The following is a 21,179-nucleotide window of genomic DNA, read 5'->3' on the forward strand; positions in this document are numbered from 1 at the left end:
ATGGCAAAAGGGATGATTCTGGCGGCGGGGCAAGGGACCCGGGTACGGCCCCTCACGAAAGACCTGCCCAAGCCGATGGTGCCGATCCTGGGCAAACCGGTGATGGAGTACCTGATTGAACATCTTGCGCGCCACGGTGTCACGGAGATCATGGTTAACGTGGCTTATTACCACCAAAAGATTGAAAAGTATTTTGGCGATGGTCGGCGCTGGGGCGTGCAGATTGGTTACTCCTACGAAGGCATTCGTGACCATGGCGACATCCTGCCCCGCCCCAAAGGCTCGGCTGGCGGTATGCGCCGCATTCAGGACTTCAGCGGTTTCTTTGATGAAACGACCCTGGTGCTGTGCGGCGATGCCTTGATTGACCTGGACATCACGGCGGCACTGGCCGAACATCACGCAAAAGGCGCGATTGCCAGTGTCGTGGCACTGGATGTACCGCTGGCCGATGTGCCGAACTACGGCATCGTTGTCGCTGCACCGGATGGGCGGATTCAATCGTTTCAGGAAAAACCTGAACCGGCAGCGGCCAAGTCCACTCTGGCCAGTACCGGCATTTACATTTTTGAGCCTGCGGTGCTGGACCTGATACCGCCCGCCACCATCTATGACATTGGCTCGCAGTTGTTTCCCCAGTTGGTGGAAAAGAATCTGCCTTTCTACGCCCAGAGCCGCCCCTTCAACTGGATCGACATCGGTCGGGTCAGCGACTACTGGTCGGTCTTGCAGCGTGTGTTGCGGGGCGAAGTTGCAGAGATCAAAATGCCGGGGAACCAGGTCAAACCTGGCATTTGGGTGGGACTCAACACCGCCATCCCCTGGGACAAGGTCAAGATTGAAGGACCGGTTTACATTGGTTCGAGCGTACGCATTGAACCCGGAGCCACCATCACAGGGCCGGCCTGGATCGGGCATGGCAGCCATATCCGCACCGGCGCCAAAGTGGTACGCAGCATTCTGTTTGAGTACACCCGCATCGCCGCCGATATGCGTTTCAGCGAGATGATTGTTTCCCCCGAGTACTGTGTTGACCGCCACGGCGACACCCTTTACCGCGGCGACGACACCGCCCAGTTGCGCTGGGGTGATGCCAGGGCATGAGTTGCCTTGTTTCAAAAACATGACATCCCACTGGGCCGAACGGACTATGGACGTGCGCTGAGTCCATGAATACCATCAGCATCCATACGTCACACGTTAAATTCATCAGGGTAAACCATGGGTATCAAAAAAATCACGGGCGCGGTACTGATTGCGCTGAGTTCATTTACAGCCAACGCAGCGAGCACCAGCCCCGTCCAGGTGGCGGGGCCTGCATTCGCCGATATCGAGCTGGGCTCGTTCAACCTGACTGGGACGTCTGACGTGGTGGGCACCCTGGGTTTTGCACCTTACGTTTTAATCGCACCCGGCTTTCAAATTGCCTTGCCGTCGGTGAGTTTTAGTGCCATCTCAGCGTACAACTCGGCGCAGGCAGTCACAACAGTTGGATTGCTGGCTGGAGACGCGTTTGTGTTTTCTGGTCTATCTTCAGGCCTTTACAAGTTCATGGCAAGCGGATCCCTGATGGGAAGCAACTTCATTGGCGCCCAGTACACAGTCACCCCCGTCCCAGAGCCTGAGACCTTTGCAATGCTGCTTGCTGGTTTAGGCGTCGTTTGCGCCCTGGGGCGTCGTCGGGGCAAGCTCTTTACGACCACGAAGACCGCCCAGTAAACCTAGCCCGACAAGAAACATAAGCCAGGTTTCCGGCTCAGGAACTGGCGTGGCGACAACGCTGTTGATCCACGATGAATACGAAGACAGAACAATCCCGCCCCCGCCCGTTCCGTATTGACCACTGATGGTCGGTCCTGCTGAGAACATAGCCTCAAAAGTATTGATCCCCGCCAGTTGCCATTGCCCACCGACTTTGATGAATGCGGAACTGCCTGAGTCTCCACTGACAAGAGAGGCTTCCCGGTTTGCACCGAGCGTGCCGTTGACGGCAATATTGGCACCGATACGGTTGGTCGCAAGGTCCGGTCCGTCGTAGTCGAAAAGATAGGTTTGCTTGATGCCCGCTGCGTCAGAGAACAGAACGTCGGCGCGATTCTCTCCTGTTTTTTTGGTAGCGACGCTGCCCGCAAAACTGACAAACGTCAGGTCTTTGCTTTGAAGATTGCCTGTGTAGAGGCTGTAGACGGGCACATCGGCAGACACCACTGAGGCCAATTTGATGATGGCCAAATCGGCGTGAACGCTGGGGTCACCCGCAACATTTCCCGATGCATTGCCGGTGTAGCCGGGATTGACGAAAACCTGACTCGCGGCAATGGCATAACTGGTGCCCGCATTGACCTGAAAGCTGATGCTTGAAATATCGGCACCTGCAGTCACGTGTGCTGCGGTCAGTACGTAACCAGGCGCAATGAGCGTACCCGTGAACGTGCTGCCACCAACACTCAAGCTGCCTACACCGGACCACGGCGAACCCGTCGTATTGGGCGCCACGCCAGCCCCTCCCACAAGAGCGAATGCGCTCAACGGCGCCGCGAGGGTGGCAAGCAAAATGCATCGCCAGATCGAATGTGGATATTTTTCCATTGAAAATCGCATATGCCCCTTTACAAGCCAACGTCAAATTCACGCTCTCTTGCAGCGGCGCGCCATAAAGCCCATCAGTCCCAGGCCAACCAGTAGCATGGAGTAGGATTCTGGTTCCGGCACGGGGGTGATTGAGGCAAACCCAACCAGGCTGGCACTATCCTTTCCCGTCAAAGTAAATTTGCTGACGATCTGCATGTAATTCCATGTTTGCCCCGTGGGGCCAGACGCATCAGCGGCATAGGTTCCGTAAGTCGCTGTACCGGCCGCAGAAGCCTGAGGCCCTACATCCACACCTGCAGTGAAAAATGTGGCACCGTTGTCAGCTGAGAGTTGAAACTGTTGAATGGCCGTGCTGCTGCCAAACGGAGAAATCGTAACGTTGCCGTCTTTGGTCGTCAGCCCCCCCGCAATGTCCGCATGCACAATGTTTGCCGAATTGACGGTTGGGAAAATTTCCTCCCCCACGGCGAATGTGTATGTCTGGGTGTATGTGTTGTTGTTTACCGCCGAAACTGCATAAGACAGATCCGGGTCCCCATGGCCACTGACGTTGTTCAGGCGCAAAACCGACATCCATGGGTTGCTTGCGTCGGTGCTGACAGGCGTGCTGCCGTTGAGCGTTTCAGCACTGTGCCACCCCCAGTAATTGACACCCGTTGCGGCATCGGATTTCCATTGCCAGTAGTCGGGATGACTCGCCGTGTCGACGGCATTCACAAACTGCCCATTCTGGAAAAAATCTGTTGTACCGCCCCCTTGTTTCAAGGAAAAATTATTCTGCGCATCCACCACCAGCAGACCCGTGACGTTCTCCGTCCAACTCCGTCCATCCGACTGCTGAATGTGCAGCGTTGCCACAGGATTGGCCGCAAAGGAGTCGCCGCTGAAAAGGGCCAATACAGCAGCAGCGACAGAGGCTGCAACACTCATAGTTTCTTTACCCATGATCGATCCTTGAAGTTGAGCCGAAAAATTGGTGATTGAGAAGAACGCCGCTTTTCAATGCGCTTGCCTGTCGACTGAAGTTAACCCGGGAAAGTTAAATCAATTCATCTAAAAATGAAAATCTGGTAGTCCGAATGGACGCGTATCGCGCAGGGCATCAACTGTCACATTGCACTTGCTGCGCACACGCAGACGCCTATTCCCGAAGTCACCCCAAAGCGATCTGCACTCATCAACATCCAAACGGCCTACGAAAATTAATGTGGTGGTTCATCTTCATGTCACTTGAAAGAACTAAAGTGCTGGACAGCAGCACAGAGCATCGGGTCGTCCTCATGATTGGCCTGCAATACTTTCCCCTCATGCTCCATTCACCCATGTCTATAAAAGAATCCGATCTCGTGCAATTGCTCAATGAGCCGGCGACGTCGCCATCTGGGGTTCACCCCAAAAGACCCGTCTTTTCGAAATCCGCCTTTTTAGAGTCCAGAGATATGCACACCGCAACCTCTGTGAGGCAGTTGCATCAGGTTCTGATACCGGTGCTTGGCAGCATGCTGTGCGGCGACGTTTTGACTTTGTTTCTGGAGGACGCGAATCTTCGCGCCCTCCCGGTAATCGATTCGGCTGGTTCGCCATGCGCACTGATCGAACGGCATGCGTATACGGAATACTTCAGTCGCCTGTATTCCAATGAGCTATTTGGAAGAAAGCGGCTCGATCAATTGGGCGAGTCGACAGCGGGAATCAACAAGCAACCCATCGTGGTTGACTCCGCTACCAGCATAGATGACGTGGCGGCGATCATCATTGATGCGGGTATGCAGCACATGGTCAGCGGATTTATTGTTACCGAGGATGGAAAGTACCTGGGTGTTGGTAATGGACATGGCTTGCTCAATCTAATTACGCAACGCAAACAGGCAGAACTTTATTACTTGGCGCACTACGATCAGCTCACGCGCCTTCCGAATCGCATGCTGCTGAACGATCGCTTGCAAATGGCTTGCCGCCATTCCGATCGCGGCGAACACCTGGTCGGAGTGATGTTTATCGATCTGGATCGCTTCAAGCAAATCAACGACACCATGGGGCACAGCTTTGGCGACATCCTCCTCCAAGCAGTAGCGGAGCGCCTGGAATCCTGTATTCGTGGCAATGACACCGTGGCGAGACTGGGCGGCGATGAGTTCGCGGTTCTTTTGCAGAAGCTGGATCATCCCGGCGACGCTGACATTACCGCACAAAGAGTCGTTGAATCCTTTGCAATCCCCTTCAGAATTCTTGATCGGGAGCTGTTCATCACGGCCAGCATTGGCATTGTTATATATCCCCGCGATGAGCAGGAAAGTGGCAATCTACTGGCAAAAGCTGATGCTGCGATGTATGAAGCGAAAACAACTGGTCGGAATTCATACAAAGCCTATAGACCAGGACTTTCCATGCATTCCATGGACCACTTGTCGCTTGAGGCAGACCTGCGACAAGCCGTTCAACGCCAGGAACTGGTCTTGCACTACCAACCGCAAATCAGCGTGGCAAACGGGAATATTGTCGGCGTTGAAGCACTGGTACGCTGGCAACATCCAACACGCGGCCTGCTGCTACCTTCGGCCTTTATTGGCATAGCTGAAGATACCGGGATGATTGTGGACATTGGCAACTGGGTCATGCATGAGGCTTGCCGCCAGCAACGCGCCTGGTCTTTGCGCCGGGAGCCGCCGCTACGCATGGCAATCAATATTTCTGCCATGCAGTTTAGACGCGATGATTTCATCGACATAGTCCGCACGACGATTCAACAAACAGAAGTTGATCCGAGCTGCATCGAGCTTGAGTTGACAGAGAACATAGCCATGCATCATGCAGACGGTGTTTTGAACACGCTGCGCGAACTCAAGCGAATCGGGGTCAAACTGTCCATCGACGATTTCGGGACAGGTTTTTCAAACCTCAGCTACCTGCAACGCTTTCCTTTTGATCGCCTGAAAATTGATCAGTCCTTTGTTCGCGAAATCGAAAATATGCCCGCGAATAAATCCATCGTGCAAGCTATCGTATCGCTTGCAAGAAGTCTCTCGCTGGAAGTCACTGCCGAGGGCGTTGAGACTGCAGCCGAGCATGCGCAGACAAGTGCATGTGAATGCGATGAAATACAGGGATACTTTCACGCTCGCCCCATGCCAGCTGCGGATCTATTCGATTGGTGCTCATCTCATCGCCAACGCATGCCGAGTGTGGCGCATGCTGGACACGTCAGAGATTGTTGAAACTATCCGACTCCGGTACGATTGGTCGATGACAAAGTCGAAAAATGACAAGTCCGACAAGCTCGGCAAGAATGAATACTACGAGAAGCTCGCCGCGTTGCAGCTTGAGCTCAATGACTTGGCACGCTGGCTGCAGCACACAGGCAAGCGCCTTGTAGTGGTGTTTGAGGGGCGTGATACCGCCGGCAAAGGTGGTGTCATCACGGCAATGGCTGAGACGCTGAACCCACGCCAGTGCCGTATCGTGGCGCTCGCAAAACCAAGCGACCGAGAGGAAAAACAATGGTATTTCCAGCGCTACGTGCCACACTTGCCGTCGGCCGGTGAGATCGTACTTTTCGACCGGAGCTGGTACAACCGCGCCGGTGTCGAACGGGTCATGGGCTTCTGCTCGGAAGACGAAGCCAAGGTCTTCCTGGCGCAAGCCCCGGTATTTGAAAAGATGCTGCTCGACGACGGTATTCTTCTCTTCAAGTATTGGTTGACCGTCGACCAAGTGCATCAGGAAGAACGTTTCGCTGAACGATTGGCCGACCCGCTCAAGCGCTGGAAACTCAGTCCCATTGACGTGCAGGCGCGTGAGAAATACGCGGAATACGGCCTTGCCCGAGACACCATGCTGGAAGCCACACATAAAGAGGGCGCGCCCTGGGCGCTGGTTGACTTTAACGATCAGCGGCGTGGTCGACTCACGCTGATCCGCCACCTGCTCGATCAGATCCCGGAGCGGCAGGTTCCAGAGATTCGCATTGATTTCCCGCCGCTTGGCCATGAGCCGCTGCGCGAGCGATTTGACACACCTTTCAAGCCCATCGCGGCGGCAAAGTAACGGATTGGATGGCGCGCGATTGGGGTTGTCTGAGATGCGCGTCGACAGCACGCCTTGACGACACTCGGATAAACGATATAAACTGTATATACAGTTTATTTTGAAAGGTATCTCTTATGGTTACAACAGCAAAATCAGTCGCCGTTGCCAAGGCAAAAAAGGCAGTTGCACCCACCCCCGCTTCATCCCGAAGCGGGACTGCGCCTGCGGGACCTGTGGTCGTTAAAGTGCCCGCCAAACGGGCAATCGCGGTTGCCGTACAGCCCAAAACCGAAAAACCAATCAAGGTGAAAAAGCCGAAGCTGGTCCGCGACAGCTTCACCATCCCAAAGGCTGAATACGCGGTGCTGGATGAGCTCAAACAACGCGCAGGCAAGCTGGCCAGTTCCGCGAAAAAAAGTGAGTTGATCCGGGCAGGAATCAAGGCATTGGCTGCGATGTCGGACTCGGCGTTTGAAGCCGCGTTAAAGGCCGTGCCAGTGATCAAGACCGGTCGCCCTACAAAAACCAAAGCGAACTGATCAAACACATCGGGGTTAAAGCATTTCCGGCGTCTGCACGGTGACTACCACTGTTTGTGAGTGCGCCTCTCGCTCCCGATGGCGCAGCCACCAGACAGCTCCTTTTTTCACCGTGCATTCGGAGCTGTTCAAGCCCAGCAACTGGGCAATGGTCTGGCCTGTCGTGGGCTGATGGCCCACAACCAGTACACACCCTTTCGCCTCAGGCCATTGCACCAACTCAAGCAATTGGGCAACACTGCCATCAGGCGCCAGTTCGGGGCATATTTTGTATTTTCGGCTCAGCGCCATAGCAGTCAGCTCGGTACGACGAGCCGGACTAACCAAAATACGCGTCGATTCAGGCAACTGGCGATCAAGCCAACTCGCCATGCGTGCGGCCTGCTTTTCTCCGCGTGAGGTAAGCGAGCGCGCCATTTCATTGCCACCCTCAAGCAATGTGTGCGCCTCGGCGTGTCGCCACAAGATGAGGTCCATATCAACTCCCTCGCCCACCGAATTGCCCATCATCATCTTGCGCGGTGTAACGCGCCATCAAAGCCGCTTGCGCACCATGCGACGGTCGACCGCCATCGGGCTTGACACGTGCATAGGTTCCATCGGGCAATAAATCCCAGGCGTCCACGCCATCATGCAGATACGCAACCAGCTCCTCATCCACGATGCGCTGGCGCTGCATCGGGTCCGTCACCGGCCAGGCGAGTTCGACCCGACGCATCATGTTGCGATTCATCCAGTCTGCACTGGAGAGATAGAGCTCTTCCACATCATCACGCCGGAAGTAAAAAACGCGCGAGTGTTCCAGGAAACGGCCAATCACCGATCGCACACGGATGTTGTCTGTGACCCCCGGCACTTGCGCCGGCAACATACAGGCACCCCGCACGATGAGGTCAATTTTGACGCCGCTCTGGCCGGCACGAATCAGTGCATGAATGAGTGCCTCATCCGTTAACGCATTCATCTTTGCAACAATGCGTCCCACCCCGCCAGAAGCTGCTGCAGCGGCCAGACTTCCGATCTTTTCGACCAACTTGCGATGCAGGTAAAACGGCGCCAGAAGCACCCGGTTCAGTCTGGGCAAGCGGCTGTGACTGGCCAAATGAACGAATACATTCTCCAGATCAGCAGTGAGTGCTGCATCAGCCGTCAGGTGACTCCAGTCCGTGTATAGGCGCGCGGTGCTGGGGTTGTAATTGCCGGTGGAAAGGTGAGCGTAGCGCTTAAGCTGATGCCCCTCGCGGCGGGTAATCACCATCATCTTGGCGTGGGTTTTTAGTCCCACCACGCCGTAGAGGACCTGCGCCCCAATCGACTCCAGCATCTCAGCCCAGTTAATGTTGGCCTCCTCATCAAACCGGGCCTTCAACTCCACAACCACGGTCACTTCTTTCCCGCGACGCACAGCCTCCCGGAGAAGGTCCATGAGCTCGGAGTCACGACCTGTGCGGTAAATGGTCTGCTTGATCGCCAGCACCTGGGGGTCGTTCACCGCTTCACGCAAAAACGCCAATACCCCACCGAAACTCTCAAAAGGCTGATGAATCAATACATCGCCACGTTTCAGTTGATCAAAGACCGATAGCCCCGGCGTGAGTTGCGTCGGGTAGCATGAACGATAGGAAGGAAAACAAAGGTGCGGAGCATGCACCAGGTCCAGCAATTGCGCCAAGCGGACCAGATTCACCGGTCCGGGAACACGAAACAGGGCCTGCTCTGGCAAATCAAATTGCTTGCGAAGAAAAGCCGACAGGTGCTCAGAACACCCGGCAGACACCTCAAGCCGCACCGCCTGACCAAAATGGCGGTGCTCCAGACCTTGTCGCAATGCCGTGCGCAAATTCTTCACATCGTCCTCGTCCACAGCCAAGTCAGAATGGCGGGTAACCCGAAACTGCGAGAACTGCCCCACTTCGCGACCGGGAAATAGTTCAGACAGATGGGCGCGAATCACACTGGACAATGAAACGAACGCATTGCCACTCCCAACAACATGGGCCGGCATGCCAATCATTCGCGGCAGTACACGCGGGACTTTGACAATGGCAATGTCGTTTTCGCGCCCAAACGCATCCCTGCCACCCAGGCGCACAATGAAGTTGAGCGACTTGTTGGCCACCTGCGGGAACGGATGGGAGGGATCCAGTCCAACAGGAATTAACAAGGGACGCACTTCACGTTCGAAATACTGTTTGACCCAACGCCGCTGTGACGAATTGCGCTCACCGTGAGAAATGATCCTGATGCCCTGTTTTTCAAGGGCGGGCAGCAGATCATCGTTGTACAGCGCATACTGGCGTGCAACCAAATTGTGCGCAGCGCGTGCAAGCCGGTCAAACGATTCGGCAGTGAAAAGCCCTTTGTCATCTCTGCGCTGGTTAGCCACCAGGTGCGGCTCGGCTCGAACTTCGAAAAACTCATCCAGATTGGAAGACACAATCGACAGGAAGCGCAGTCTCTCCAGAAGAGGAACTTCCTTGCGATAGCCCCAATCCAGCACCCGCTCATTGAACGCAAGGATGCTATGGTCGCGGTCAAGAAGTTTGACTATCGGAGGAGCGGCAGACGACGAGGAGGGTGACGCGGGAATCAACAAAACTAGTTTCAATCGTCGAAAAATACAGTCGATTATTCGCCTTATTTGTGTCAACAGTGTGACAATCCTCCCGACTGATGGCCGCCCGACATCAACAGGCAGGCGCGGCTGGCGCCTGAGCTGGGTGTAGTCAAAAAAGAAGCCCTGCAAGTTTGCGCCTGCAGGGCTTGGTTTCATGCGCCATCAGTCCTGGCGACGACGAAGGGAATACTCTGAACTGAGGGGCTCATTCAGTCCTTGTCGTGACCCTTGTCATGGCCAGAATGGTGGCCGTTATTGCCTTTTTTATCCGGGCACGGCGCAGTGATCATGATAGTTCGATCAACCCCGCTGTCAGGATGCTGCACGTTGATGTAAGCGACATTCGGCTTGAATTTGTCGAAGTACAAACCGGTGCTTTCCGCCCCGACGGTCGATAGACTGGCCCACTTGCCAACGGCTTCGGCCACACCGTCATTGTCGTCATCTTTCACAAACCAGATGTCTTCTACGCCACCGGGTTGGTCTTCGACGATGTACATATTGCCATCGGCATCGATTGCCAGGTTGTCGGGGCTACTGAAGGCGCTGCCAACCGGCTGGCCGGTGGCCATGTCCTTCGTGTCACGGCTGACGAACAGCTTGACCATGTCATTGCCCAGATCAATGGAAAATACCTTGTTGTTGGTGGTCGTCGCCACGAACAGCATCTGCTTGCCGTTTTTCAAGGTCTTGATTTCAATGTCTTCAGGACGATCAAACTTGGTACCCAGAAAGGCTGGCAGTTTCGGAGTGGCACGGCCGTCGATGGCAGTCAGTCCGTTTGGATCGGTCACGATCACCGCACCGGGCAGAGCGACACCGTTGGCATTGGTCAGCGCAATCCAGGTGGCAGCGCCGGTGGCCTCCTTAACCGATCCGTCACCAACGCGCAGCACGAAGGTCTGGCCAGCCGCGAAGAAGTCGTCCCCGTTGGATGCATGGGGGTTGGCAGATGTGAACTTGAAAATGTGGCTGTTGTTGCGCTCGTCGATGAAGTACAGATTGTTCTTTTTGTCGAATGCCAAGCCTTCGTGCGATACACGCGGCAAGATGTCCCGATGCACCATGTTGATATCCGCCGGATTGGCAAGCGGATTGGTCACTTCAAACAAGCGGCCGTACTTGCTCACGGGGCCACCCGCATCGCTCCAGGACTCCTCCGCCGTGAGGAAGCTGCCCCATGGAGTCCAACGGGAGGCATCGAAGGCCACGTGGCTGCCCGGTGCGGGTGCTGACCAGATGGTGGTAGTGAGCATGGTGCGCAAATCGGTGCGCTGAATGCCAGCTTGGCCGGTCTCGTACACGGTGAACAGGTAGCGGCCGGCATCGGGGCCGTTCTCGTTCGCGGTGTGCATGTCGTAGTTGCCGCTGTCGAACCGATCCGTCTGGTTCACATCGCGGGCCACGATGGTCATTTGACTGAAGTGAGGGGATGACAATTTGTAAGGCGCGGCTTCAGGCAGAGTGCCGGCTCCAACATCGCCAGTCATCGGTTTGAAATTACCAAATGCGGTGCCGTCCGCGAAGGCGGCCGAACCGATTAGCGCCATAGCCATGACGAGCGACAATTTCTTTAACTTCATGAACAAGATCCTTTAACGTGAATAAGTTGCGCCTGTACCGAATTCAAGCAGCTAACGTGGACAACGATATCAAGTCAGTGTTTCATAGCTATTGCAGCCTGATCCCAAAAATATGCGCCGTACGGCTCATGCCGCTTCATTCTGGAGGTGTTTGCGCAGCTCAACAACTCACCATGGATCCCTCAATTGAAAAAGACCCCGAAGGGTCTTTTCTGTAGCGAAGCAGCGACGCCAAAGAAAGTTATTTCTTCTTGGCAACCTTGGCCGCTTTCTTGGGCGCAGCAGCTTTGGCCTTTGGGGCCACTGGTGCGGTGGTCACTGGCACAGCTTTCAAGGCAGCACGCTGATCACGCAAAGCCTGGATTTCTGCATTGATTTTGTCTTTGCGCTCAGTCAGCTTGGCGATGCTTGCACTGAGTTTTGCAATCGCCTTGGCCGACTTGGAGACAGGAGCCTTCTTCACCAACGCTTTGGCAACTGGCTTCATTGCTTTCGCAGGAGTCGTTATTTTTTTGGACGCTGTTGCAGCCTTGGGGGCGGCCGTTTTTTTCGCAATTGCCATTTTCAAATTTCCTTTTTATGTCACTGGTTTCAAAATTTCACCAGTGCGCTATTGTCTCAAGTATTTTTTCCCACTTCCCTTGTCTTGAATTTCTATGATGCTGGGTTATGAGACTACAAACCAGACGTTTTACACGTTTGGTTTTAGGTCCTACAAATCGTTTTTGCGAGGCGGTCACCGAGTTTGCGTCCCGAGCGGCAGAGAAGGTTCGCAAGCAGCACAGCCAGACCGGCCAGGTATTGGTATTTATCCGCACCAGCCCATTCAGGTCGGAACCTCAATACAGCCGCTCGGCGGTGCTACCGCTGCGACGCCCCAGTGCAGATACCGCAGCCATCGTCCATGCGGCCCTGAACGCCTTGAAGAGCATCTACCGGGATGGGTTCAAGTACGCCAAGGCGGGTGTCATATTGCTGGACCTGCAAGCGGATCATCAACAACAGGGTGAACTCGACTTGGAGGATGACCATGGCGAGGACCGCCCCCAGCTGATGACGGCGCTGGATGGACTGAACCAACGTACGGCAAGGGCACCGTGCTGATGGGCAGTGCTGGATTGGAGGGTGATCGACGGGTTTGGTCGGTGAAGCAAGAGCGCAGAACGCCGGGGTACACGACCAAGTGGGAGGATATTCCGGTGGCTAGAGCTTAAATTGATCCCAGGGCACTGCTCGGTCCGATGGCTTGGAGCGCTGGCTGCCGAGCAAGGTTACGCTTTTTGCGTCAGATGGAGTAAACCCATCTTTTATGGATCATTCTTGCGTTCGACATCGTGGGCCATTACCCAATGGTCAAAATTCAAAGGGTCTGAAATGTATGGGCCAAATATGGGCCAGTTTTGGGCCAAGTCTGGGCCAGAAAGCGAAACGCCCACATTAAGTGGGCGTTTGCTGTCAGCGGAAACCGCTTACTTGTTGGTTGCGGAGGCTAGATTTGAACTAACGACCTTTGGGTTATGAGCCCAACGAGCTACCAGGCTGCTCCACTCCGCGTCAAGCTTTGAATTATAACCTACTTATGCTGCTGGTGCAGAATCCGCTGCAATTTCATTTGCAACAGGACGATCAACCAATTCCACCAAAGCCATCGGCGCATTGTCACCAACGCGGAAACCCATTTTCAAAATGCGGGTGTAGCCACCTGGGCGAGTTTTAAAACGTGGGCCCAGATTGTCGAACAACTTGACCACGCTATCGCGGTCACGCAGACGATCAAAAGCCAGGCGACGATTAGCTACAGTAGCCTCTTTAGCCAAAGTGATCATCGGCTCGATGACACGACGTAGTTCCTTGGCTTTTGGAACTGTAGTCTTGATGACTTCATGCTCGATGAGCGAGTTCATCATGTTGCGAAGCATCGCCAAGCGATGCGAGCTTGTGCGATTGAGTTTACGTAGTCCGTGTCCGTGACGCATGGTGCTTTCCTTTAGATATTTAACAGGCAGCCGTATCAGGTACTGCCCGTGGCACTGAGTCCCTCTTTGGGAGACTCTGAAAAATCAACGCTTTTCGAGCGCTGCTGGAGGCCAGCTTTCGAGCTTCATGCCCAAAGTCAGACCGCGGGAAGCAAGAACTTCCTTGATTTCATTGAGTGACTTGCGCCCCAGATTTGGAGTCTTCAACAACTCGTTCTCTGTACGCTGGATGAGGTCACCAATGTAATAGATGTTTTCGGCTTTTAAACAGTTCGCAGAACGAACTGTCAATTCGAGTTCGTCAACAGGACGCAGCAGGATTGGATCAAACTGCGTATTGCCGCGAGGTGCTGGCGCATCAAATGCGGCAAGCTCGCTGCCTTCCAACTGCGCGAACACAGCCAGTTGCTCCACCAAAATTCGCGCAGATGCACGAACTGCATCTTCAGCCGAAATTGCGCCGTTGGTTTCAATTTCAACCACCAGCTTGTCCAGATCGGTACGCTGCTCGACGCGTGCACTCTCGACGGTGTAGCTAACACGCTTCACGGGAGAAAACGAGGCGTCCAATACGATACGACCAATTGACTTGGTTGGCTCATCGGCGTGACGGCGCATGGTGCCAGGAACATAGCCACGGCCTTTTTCAACCTTGATTTGCATGTCAAGCTTGCCGCCTTGCGACAAATGAGCAATAACATGATCAGGGTTGATGATCTCGACATCATGGGGGGTCTGGATGTCACTGGCGGTGACGATACCATCGCCATCCTTGCGCAGGCTCAGCGTGACTTCATCACGGTTGTGGAGCTTGAACACCACACCCTTGAGATTCAGCAAGATGTTGACGACATCTTCCTGCACGCCGTCGATCGAAGAGTATTCGTGAAGCACACCCGCAATCGTGACCTCAGTAGCGGCGTAACCCGACATTGACGACAGCAAAACCCGACGCAATGCATTACCCAACGTATGGCCGTAGCCGCGCTCGAACGGCTCCAGAGCAACTTTGGCGCGATTAGGTGCCAACTGCTCTACATTGATTGCTTTAGGTTTCAGTAGACTATTTTGCATGCAGACTTCCTCTCAATACCCCCGGCTCGTTACACCGGTAAGGCTGGTGAAGCACCTGAGTCGCAGTGCCCCACGCCTCAGGAACGATTTCGATTGAAAAAACGTGCGACCAGCGATTAACGCGAGTACAACTCAACGATCAGGGACTCGTTGACGTCAGCTGCGAACTGGTCACGATCCGGAACGGACTTGAATGTACCTTCGGCCTTGTCGATGCTTACCTCAACCCATGCCGGCATACCGACTTGTTGAGCCAATTGAAGCGCCTCGGCAATACGATTTTGCTTCTTCGACTTATCACGAACAGCAATGACATCACCGGCTTTAACCATGTAGGACGGAATATTCACGCTCTTTCCATTCACCGTCATGGCCTTGTGGGAAACCAGCTGACGCGCTTCAGCACGGGTAGAACCGAAACCCATACGATAGACAACGTTGTCAAAACGGGATTCCAGCAAAGACAACAAGTTCGCACCAGTGTTTCCTTTGCGGCGATCAGCCTCTTCAAAGTAACGTCGGAACTGTTTCTCCAAAACGCCATACATGCGCTTGACCTTTTGCTTCTCGCGAAGCTGCAGACCGTAGTCAGATGTACGAGCACCAGAAGTCCGGCCGTGTTGGCCTGGCTTCGAATCGAACTTGGCCTTGTCTCCGATGGCGCGACGGGCGCTCTTCAGAAACAGGTCAGTGCCTTCACGGCGGGATAATTTGGCTTTGGGGCCTAGATAGCGTGCCACTTGAACTTCCTTTATGTCATCTGCCGCACATTAATGCGGGAGCCACCGGCGCAGAACCAGTGGCGGTGGGCTTGTTAAAAATTAGATGCGACGACGCTTCTGTGGACGGCAACCGTTGTGCGGCACCGGCGTCACATCTGCAATCATGTTGATACGGATACCCAAGGCTGCCAAGGCGCGAACCGAAGATTCACGACCGGGGCCAGGACCTTTGATTTCAACATCAAGGTTTTTGATACCCTGTTCAATGGCGGCGCGACCAGCAACTTCCGAAGCCACTTGGGCTGCGAATGGTGTGGATTTGCGTGAACCCTTGAAACCTTGACCACCCGATGAGGCCCACGACAAAGCGTTGCCCTGACGGTCCGTAATCGTGATGATGGTGTTGTTGAATGATGCGTGGACGTGCGCTACGCCATCTGCAACATTCTTGCGAACTTTCTTACGGACACGTTGGGCCGCGTTATTGGCGGGAGCTTTTGCCATAGTCGTCTTTCAATGCCTGTTATTTCTTCAGTGAAGCAGCAGCCTTACGGGGGCCTTTGCGGGTGCGGGCATTCGTACGCGTGCGTTGACCACGCATGGGCAGCCCACGACGGTGACGGAACCCGCGATAACAACCAATGTCCATCAAACGCTTGATGTTCATTGTTGTTTCACGACGCAAGTCACCTTCGATAGTGAACTGCGCGATTTGGTCGCGAATTTTTTCCAGATCCCCGTCAGTCAAATCTTTGACCTTCTTGGAATAAGCGATGCCACAAGCTTCGCAAATTTTGCGTGCGCGGGTGCGACCGATTCCAAAGATGGCTGTCAGGCCAATTTCGGAATGCTGTTGCGGCGGAATATTGATGCCAGCGATACGTGCCATTTTCGTCCTCTAAAACTCTTGCAATTAACCCTGGCGCTGTTTGTGACGCGGATCTGTACAGATCACGCGCACAACGCCCTTGCGCCGAATTACCTTGCAGTTACGGCAAATTTTCTTGACCGAAGCCGAAACCTTCATTTCATTCTCCTAAAACTGTTCGCTGCGTCCTCTGCATTACATCGCGAGGAACACAAGCCATTACTGTTACTTAGCCCTGAATACAATCCGTGCCCGGGTCAAATCGTAGGGGGTCAATTCTACGGTGACCTTGTCACCAGGAAGAATACGGATGTAATGCATGCGCATCTTTCCGGAAATATGACCCAACACAACATGGCCGTTTTCAAGCTTCACGCGAAATGTCGCGTTTGGCAGGTTTTCGACCACCTCTCCCTGCATCTGAATAACATCGTCTTTTGACATACTTTTAATAAACCGCCTTATGAAGACTTGAAATTTGCCTTCTTCAACAGCGATTCATACTGCTGCGACATCATGTAGTTCTGCACTTGCGCCATGAAATCCATGGTCACGACCACAATGATCAAAAGAGAGGTACCACCGAAGTAAAACGGAACGTTGTATTTCAGAATCAAAAACTCGGGCAGCAAGCAAACCAGCGTTATATAAATCGCACCAGCAAATGTGAGGCGAAGCAAAATTTTGTCAATGTATTTGGCCGTCTGATCACCCGGACGAATGCCTGGAATAAAAGCACCGCTTTTCTTCAAGTTGTCTGCCGTTTCGCGGCTATTGAACACCAGGGCGGTATAAAAAAAGCAGAAAAATATGATCGCGGCCGCATAAAACATCACGTAAATCGGCTGTCCTGGCGACAAGGAGCTGGCAATGTCGTTCAACCAACGCATTGACTCACCTGTACTGAACCAACCTACAACGGTCGCCGGCAAAAGGATGATGGAAGATGCAAAGATGGGAGGAATGACGCCTGCCATATTCAGCTTCAAAGGCAGATGGGAAGACTGCCCACCATAAACCTTGTTCCCAACCTGACGCCTGGCGTAATTCACCAAAATCTTTCGCTGCCCGCGCTCTACAAAAACAACTATGTAGGTAACCAACGCCACAACGATCACAATGAACAGCGCAACAATGATGCTCATTGCACCGGTGCGCACCAACTCCAGCAAACCACCAATCGCATTCGGCAAGCCAGCAGCGATACCACCAAAAATCAGGATCGAGATTCCATTACCCAAACCACGTTCGGTAATCTGCTCGCCCAACCACATCAAAAACAGTGTGCCTGCCGTCAAGGTCACGACCGCAGTCATGCGAAATCCAAATCCCGGAGCAATCACCAGTCCAGCCGAGCTTTCCAACGCAAGAGCGATACCCATGGACTGAAACAAAGCCAAACCCAAAGTTCCGTAACGCGTGTATTGCGTAATCTTGCGACGACCACCCTCGCCCTCCTTCTTCAACTGCTCAAAAGCAGGGAGGACATAGGTCAATAACTGCATGATGATCGACGCCGATATGTACGGCATGATTCCCAATGCAAAAATTGTGAAACGGGACAAGGCACCACCGGAGAACATGTTGAACATGCCCAAGATACCGCCTTGCTGACCTTTGAAAAACTGCTGCAACTGTGCAGGGTCAATTCCAGGAACCGGAATATGCGCACCCACACGGTACACGACCAGCGCGAGCAACAAAAAGACAAGACGGCGACGAAGATCACCGAATTTTCCAGTTTTTGCCAGTTGTGCCGTGTTAGTTGCCACTTTTAAAGTCTTTCAGTTCGCAGTTCAGGCGAAGCTTCCGCCAGCCGCTTCAACAGCAGCTTTAGCACCAGCCGTTGCACCAATACCCGTAAGTTTCACCGCTTTGGTGATAGCCCCTGTATTGATGATCTTCACGACTTTCGCGATTTCACCAACCAAGCCAGCTTGTTTAAGGCTCACCAGATTCACCTCAGCAGCGCCCAGCTTCTCCAATGCCGTCAGAGTTACCTCTGCATTGAACTTCAGCAAATGGGATTTGAAGCCACGCTTTGGCAGACGACGCTGCATGGGCATTTGACCGCCCTCAAAACCAACCTTGTGATAACCACCGGCGCGGGACTTTTGACCTTTGTGGCCACGACCAGCTGTCTTACCGATGCCAGAGCCGATACCACGACCGACGCGACGCTTGTAGTGCTTTGCACCATCAGCGGGCTTGATGCCATTGAGTTCCATCATCAACCTCTTAGAGCACTTTGACCAGGTAACTGATCTTGTTAATCATGCCGCGGACCTCGGGCGTATCCACGAGTTCGCTTGTGCTGCGAATCTTGCGAAGACCAAGGCCACGAACTGTGGCACGGTGCGATTCCTTGCAGCCGATGGGGCTACGAACCAATTGCACTTTGACTGTTTGTTGTGTCGTCATTTTCAAACTCCCGCTTAAACGAAGAGCTCTTCAACCGTCTTGCCACGCTTGGCTGCCACATGCGACGGAGTCGTAGCATGGGAAAGCGCATCCAGAGTGGCACGAACCATGTTGTAGGGATTAGTTGAACCATGGCTTTTCGCCACGATGTCTGTGATGCCGATGACTTCAAAGACTGCGCGCATTGGACCGCCAGCAATGATGCCCGTACCTTTGGGGGCCGGCGCCATCATGACAGCAGCAGCACCATGCTGACCCATCACCTTGTGGTGAATCGAACCATTTTTGAGCGACACCTTGGTCATGTTGCGGCGGGCTTCTTCCATCGCCTTTTGCACAGCTGCAGGCACTTCTTTCGATTTGCCTTTACCCATGCCAACGCGGCCTTCGCCATCACCCACCACAGTCAATGCGGCGAAACCAAGAATACGGCCACCCTTGACCACCTTGGTAACGCGATTGATCGCGATCATTTTCTCACGCAGACCGTCTTCAGGCCCTTCAGCCTTACCCTGCATTTTCGCTTGTACTTTAGCCATCTTTATTTCCGATCTGCTTAGAACTGCAAGCCAGCTTCACGTGCCGCATCAGCCAACGCTTTAACGCGGCCATGGTACGCAAAACCTGCTCGATCAAATGCGACTTTTTCTACGCCAACTGCCTTCGCTTTTTCAGCCAGGCGTTTGCCGATGGCCTGGGCTGCAGCGACGTTGCCGCCCTTGCCCGAACCACCCAAAGCCTTGCGCACTTCGACTTCTGCCGTCGATGCACTTGCGAGGACCTTGCCACCATCGCCAGAAATCACGCTGGCATAAATGTGCAAATTGGTACGATTTACCGTCAAGCGGGCAACGCCTTGAGTGGCGATCCGAATTCGGGTTTGACGCGCTCTGCGAAGACGCTGCTCTTTTTTGGTCAACATTTTGCAGCTCCTTATTTCTTCTTGGTTTCTTTGATCGTGATTTTTTCGTCCGCGTAGCGGATACCCTTGCCCTTGTAAGGCTCGGGAGGACGAATTGCACGAATCTCGGCAGCCACCTGACCCACACGCTGACGATCCGCACCTTTGATCACGATTTCCGTGGGGGTGGGGGTTGCGACAGTGATTCCGGCCGGCATGTCTTTATTGACAGGATGGGAGTAACCAACGGTGAGGTTCAGCTTTGCACCTTGCGCCTGGGCCTTGTAACCCACGCCAATGAGGCTCAACTTTTTCTCGAAGCCCTTGGTGACACCGATAACCATGTTATTCACCAGCTGACGCATGGTGCCGCTCATGGCATTGGCTTCACGGGAGTCATTGGCAGGCAAGAAGCTCAGCTTGCCTGCATCACTGCTCACCTTCACCAAGGAGTTCTGGGTCAGTTGCAAAGTACCGCCGGTACCTTTCACACTGATCTGATCATCCTTGATCGACACGTCCACACCTGCGGGGACGGCAACGGGCATTTTTCCAATACGTGACATTTTCAGTTTCTCCTCAATGTCACGCTTTAGGCGACGTAGCAGAGCACTTCGCCACCGACACCGGATGCGCGCGCTTTGCGATCAGTCATGACGCCCTTGGGTGTTGTGACAATTGCCACACCAAGACCGTTTTGAACTTGGGGAATGGCATCACTGCCACGGTATACACGCAGGCCTGGACGGCTCACACGCTCAATACGCTCAATAACAGGGCGACCAGCGTAGTACTTCAAAGCGATTTCAAGCTCAGGCTTTCCGCCTTCGGTTTTCACTTTGTAGCCATCAATGTAGCCTTCGTCTTTCAACACTTGCGCAATCGCCACCTTCACTTTGGAAGAGGGCACGCTCACAGTAGTTTTTGCCACCATTTGCGCATTGCGGATGCGTGTCAACAGGTCGGCGATGGGATCACTCATGCTCATATATATGTCTCCTACCGCTTACCAGCTGGCCTTGACTATGCCGGGGATTTCCCCTGCAAAAGCCATTTCACGAATTTTTGCGCGCGCCAGACCAAAGTGCTGGAACGTGCCGCGAGGGCGACCAGTGATTGCACAACGGTTACGCTGACGCGTCGGATTTGCATTGCGCGGGAGCTTTTGCAAGCCCAAACGGGCTGCGGCACGCTCTTCATCGCTACGCTTTGCGTCATTGGCAATGCCTTTGAGCTCCGCGTGTTTTTTCGCGTACTTGGCAACCAGATTGTCGCGCTTGAGTTCGCGCTGAATTAAAGCCATTTTAGCCACGGGTCACCTCAGTTCTTGAACGGGAAACGGAAACCCGCGAGCAGTGCCTTGCACTCTTCATCGGTCTTGGCCGTTGTGGTGATACTGATATTGAGACCACGCAAGGCATCCACCTTGTCATATTCAATTTCAGGGAAAATAATCTGCTCTTTGACGCCGATATTGTAGTTACCACGGCCATCAAACGCACGACCGGAAATACCACGGAAGTCGCGAACACGCGGCAACGCAACCGTCACAAAACGATCGAGAAACTCGAACATTTGCACGCCACGCAAAGTTACCATGCAACCAATGGCCTGATCTTCACGGATCTTGAAACCCGCAATAGCCTTCTTGGATTTGGTAACCACAGGCTTCTGGCCCGCAATTTTGGTCAGATCACCCACAGCGTGATCCATAACCTTCTTGTCGGCAACGGCCTCACTGACACCCATGTTCAGGGTGATCTTGGTAAGACGCGGAACCTGCATCACAGAGGTGTAGCCAAACTTGGCCATCAGATCTGGCGCGACTTTTTCGCGATAGTGTTGTTGCAAACGAGCCAT

The 21,179-nt window shown here is 53.8% G+C and carries 29 protein-coding genes and 1 tRNA gene; 7 read left to right on the forward strand and 23 right to left on the reverse strand.

Going from position 1 to position 21,179, the window contains the following annotated elements:
• Positions 1–12: 12 nt before the first annotated feature.
• Positions 13–1,104: an NDP-sugar synthase gene (locus IV109_RS14465; protein ID WP_296698548.1), complete on the forward strand. Its 1,092-nt coding sequence runs from the start codon at positions 13–15 to the stop codon at positions 1,102–1,104.
• Positions 1,105–1,221: 117 nt separating this feature from the next.
• Entirely contained in the window at positions 1,222–1,719 is a 498-nt protein-coding gene (locus tag IV109_RS14470) for an FxDxF family PEP-CTERM protein (protein WP_296697778.1), read from the forward strand.
• On the opposite strand, the gene IV109_RS14475 is transcribed toward IV109_RS14470, so the two are convergent.
• Both IV109_RS14475 and IV109_RS14480 read right to left on the reverse strand, forming a co-directional pair.
• On the reverse strand, positions 1,651–2,589 hold the full coding sequence (locus IV109_RS14475) for a trypsin-like serine protease (RefSeq protein WP_296697782.1): 939 nt from the start codon (positions 2,587–2,589) through the stop codon (positions 1,651–1,653). The two genes, IV109_RS14470 and IV109_RS14475, sit on opposite strands and share 69 nt — an antisense overlap.
• 39 nt (positions 2,590–2,628) lie before the next feature.
• Entirely contained in the window at positions 2,629–3,450 is an 822-nt protein-coding gene (locus tag IV109_RS14480) for a PEP-CTERM sorting domain-containing protein (protein ID WP_296697786.1), read from the reverse strand.
• 347 nt (positions 3,451–3,797) lie between these two features.
• On the opposite strand from IV109_RS14480, the gene IV109_RS14485 reads away from it, so the two are divergent.
• From IV109_RS14485 to IV109_RS14495, 3 genes are all read left to right on the forward strand, one after another.
• A complete protein-coding gene (locus IV109_RS14485) occupies positions 3,798–5,807 on the forward strand; it encodes an EAL domain-containing protein (protein ID WP_296697789.1) in 2,010 nt (669 codons plus the stop codon).
• A gap of 28 nt (positions 5,808–5,835) precedes the next feature.
• Positions 5,836–6,636 carry a polyphosphate kinase 2 gene (gene ppk2 / locus IV109_RS14490; protein WP_296697792.1) on the forward strand — a complete coding sequence of 267 codons (801 nt, stop codon included), beginning with the start codon at positions 5,836–5,838 and terminating at the stop codon, positions 6,634–6,636.
• Between the two features lie 116 nt (positions 6,637–6,752).
• Entirely contained in the window at positions 6,753–7,157 is a 405-nt protein-coding gene (locus IV109_RS14495; protein ID WP_296697797.1) for a hypothetical protein, read from the forward strand.
• Between the two features lie 15 nt (positions 7,158–7,172).
• On the opposite strand, the gene IV109_RS14500 is transcribed toward IV109_RS14495, so the two are convergent.
• From IV109_RS14500 to IV109_RS14515, 4 genes are all read right to left on the reverse strand, one after another.
• Positions 7,173–7,634, reverse strand: coding sequence for a histidine phosphatase family protein (locus IV109_RS14500; protein ID WP_296697801.1), 462 nt, complete (start codon positions 7,632–7,634; stop codon positions 7,173–7,175).
• 1 nt (position 7,635) lies between these two features.
• Positions 7,636–9,747: a polyphosphate kinase 1 gene (gene ppk1, locus IV109_RS14505; protein WP_296698552.1), complete on the reverse strand. Its 2,112-nt coding sequence runs from the start codon at positions 9,745–9,747 to the stop codon at positions 7,636–7,638.
• Between the two features lie 236 nt (positions 9,748–9,983).
• Complete coding sequence (locus tag IV109_RS14510; protein ID WP_296697804.1) at positions 9,984–11,357, reverse strand: alkaline phosphatase PhoX; 1,374 nt, start codon at positions 11,355–11,357, stop codon at positions 9,984–9,986.
• 241 nt (positions 11,358–11,598) lie between these two features.
• The gene (locus IV109_RS14515; RefSeq protein WP_296697808.1) at positions 11,599–11,844 is read right to left on the reverse strand and encodes a histone protein; all 246 of its coding nucleotides are present in this window, start codon (positions 11,842–11,844) and stop codon (positions 11,599–11,601) included.
• A 182-nt stretch (positions 11,845–12,026) separates the two neighbouring features.
• Between IV109_RS14515 and IV109_RS14520 the strand changes: the two genes are divergently transcribed.
• Together IV109_RS14520 and IV109_RS14525 are read left to right on the forward strand one after the other, a co-directional pair.
• A complete protein-coding gene (locus IV109_RS14520; RefSeq protein WP_296697810.1) occupies positions 12,027–12,461 on the forward strand; it encodes a hypothetical protein in 435 nt (144 codons plus the stop codon).
• Positions 12,461–12,571 (forward strand): DUF4113 domain-containing protein, encoded by a 111-nt coding sequence (locus IV109_RS14525; RefSeq protein ID WP_296697813.1) that lies wholly within the window; start codon positions 12,461–12,463, stop codon positions 12,569–12,571. The genes IV109_RS14520 and IV109_RS14525 overlap by 1 nt, the downstream gene beginning before the upstream one ends.
• 263 nt (positions 12,572–12,834) lie before the next feature.
• Here IV109_RS14525 and IV109_RS14530 read toward each other — a convergent pair.
• The 17 genes from IV109_RS14530 to rplE form a co-directional block, all read right to left on the reverse strand.
• Positions 12,835–12,911: transfer RNA gene (locus IV109_RS14530), tRNA-Met, on the reverse strand.
• A 23-nt stretch (positions 12,912–12,934) separates the two neighbouring features.
• On the reverse strand, positions 12,935–13,333 hold the full coding sequence (gene rplQ / locus IV109_RS14535) for a 50S ribosomal protein L17 (RefSeq protein ID WP_296697814.1): 399 nt from the start codon (positions 13,331–13,333) through the stop codon (positions 12,935–12,937).
• Between the two features lie 84 nt (positions 13,334–13,417).
• Positions 13,418–14,407, reverse strand: a complete 990-nt coding sequence (rpoA, locus tag IV109_RS14540; protein ID WP_296697820.1) for a DNA-directed RNA polymerase subunit alpha — start codon at positions 14,405–14,407, stop codon at positions 13,418–13,420.
• Between the two features lie 116 nt (positions 14,408–14,523).
• Positions 14,524–15,147 (reverse strand): 30S ribosomal protein S4, encoded by a 624-nt coding sequence (gene rpsD / locus IV109_RS14545; protein ID WP_296697824.1) that lies wholly within the window; start codon positions 15,145–15,147, stop codon positions 14,524–14,526.
• 81 nt (positions 15,148–15,228) lie between these two features.
• Positions 15,229–15,633 carry a 30S ribosomal protein S11 gene (gene rpsK, locus IV109_RS14550; protein WP_114972515.1) on the reverse strand — a complete coding sequence of 135 codons (405 nt, stop codon included), beginning with the start codon at positions 15,631–15,633 and terminating at the stop codon, positions 15,229–15,231.
• Between the two features lie 19 nt (positions 15,634–15,652).
• The gene (gene rpsM, locus IV109_RS14555; protein ID WP_296697827.1) at positions 15,653–16,018 is read right to left on the reverse strand and encodes a 30S ribosomal protein S13; all 366 of its coding nucleotides are present in this window, start codon (positions 16,016–16,018) and stop codon (positions 15,653–15,655) included.
• 24 nt (positions 16,019–16,042) lie between these two features.
• Positions 16,043–16,156, reverse strand: coding sequence for a 50S ribosomal protein L36 (gene rpmJ, locus IV109_RS14560; protein ID WP_084795560.1), 114 nt, complete (start codon positions 16,154–16,156; stop codon positions 16,043–16,045).
• Between the two features lie 66 nt (positions 16,157–16,222).
• The gene (gene infA, locus IV109_RS14565) at positions 16,223–16,441 is read right to left on the reverse strand and encodes a translation initiation factor IF-1 (protein WP_066705322.1); all 219 of its coding nucleotides are present in this window, start codon (positions 16,439–16,441) and stop codon (positions 16,223–16,225) included.
• A gap of 17 nt (positions 16,442–16,458) precedes the next feature.
• Positions 16,459–17,769 (reverse strand): preprotein translocase subunit SecY, encoded by a 1,311-nt coding sequence (gene secY, locus IV109_RS14570; protein WP_296697833.1) that lies wholly within the window; start codon positions 17,767–17,769, stop codon positions 16,459–16,461.
• A 24-nt stretch (positions 17,770–17,793) separates the two neighbouring features.
• Entirely contained in the window at positions 17,794–18,225 is a 432-nt protein-coding gene (gene rplO / locus IV109_RS14575; protein ID WP_296697836.1) for a 50S ribosomal protein L15, read from the reverse strand.
• 10 nt (positions 18,226–18,235) lie between these two features.
• Positions 18,236–18,418, reverse strand: coding sequence for a 50S ribosomal protein L30 (gene rpmD, locus IV109_RS14580; protein ID WP_296697839.1), 183 nt, complete (start codon positions 18,416–18,418; stop codon positions 18,236–18,238).
• 14 nt (positions 18,419–18,432) lie between these two features.
• Positions 18,433–18,957 carry a 30S ribosomal protein S5 gene (gene rpsE, locus IV109_RS14585; protein ID WP_296697843.1) on the reverse strand — a complete coding sequence of 175 codons (525 nt, stop codon included), beginning with the start codon at positions 18,955–18,957 and terminating at the stop codon, positions 18,433–18,435.
• A gap of 17 nt (positions 18,958–18,974) precedes the next feature.
• Positions 18,975–19,340 (reverse strand): 50S ribosomal protein L18, encoded by a 366-nt coding sequence (gene rplR / locus IV109_RS14590; protein ID WP_296697847.1) that lies wholly within the window; start codon positions 19,338–19,340, stop codon positions 18,975–18,977.
• Positions 19,341–19,351: 11 nt separating this feature from the next.
• On the reverse strand, positions 19,352–19,885 hold the full coding sequence (rplF, locus tag IV109_RS14595) for a 50S ribosomal protein L6 (protein WP_296697850.1): 534 nt from the start codon (positions 19,883–19,885) through the stop codon (positions 19,352–19,354).
• Positions 19,886–19,911: 26 nt separating this feature from the next.
• Positions 19,912–20,307 carry a 30S ribosomal protein S8 gene (rpsH, locus tag IV109_RS14600; RefSeq protein WP_296697854.1) on the reverse strand — a complete coding sequence of 132 codons (396 nt, stop codon included), beginning with the start codon at positions 20,305–20,307 and terminating at the stop codon, positions 19,912–19,914.
• 18 nt (positions 20,308–20,325) lie between these two features.
• Entirely contained in the window at positions 20,326–20,631 is a 306-nt protein-coding gene (gene rpsN, locus IV109_RS14605; RefSeq protein ID WP_296697858.1) for a 30S ribosomal protein S14, read from the reverse strand.
• Between the two features lie 8 nt (positions 20,632–20,639).
• Complete coding sequence (gene rplE, locus IV109_RS14610) at positions 20,640–21,179, reverse strand: 50S ribosomal protein L5 (protein ID WP_296697862.1); 540 nt, start codon at positions 21,177–21,179, stop codon at positions 20,640–20,642.

It is taken from the genome of Rhodoferax sp., assembly GCF_018780565.1.
In the GTDB taxonomy this organism is placed as follows: domain Bacteria; phylum Pseudomonadota; class Gammaproteobacteria; order Burkholderiales; family Burkholderiaceae_C; genus Rhodoferax.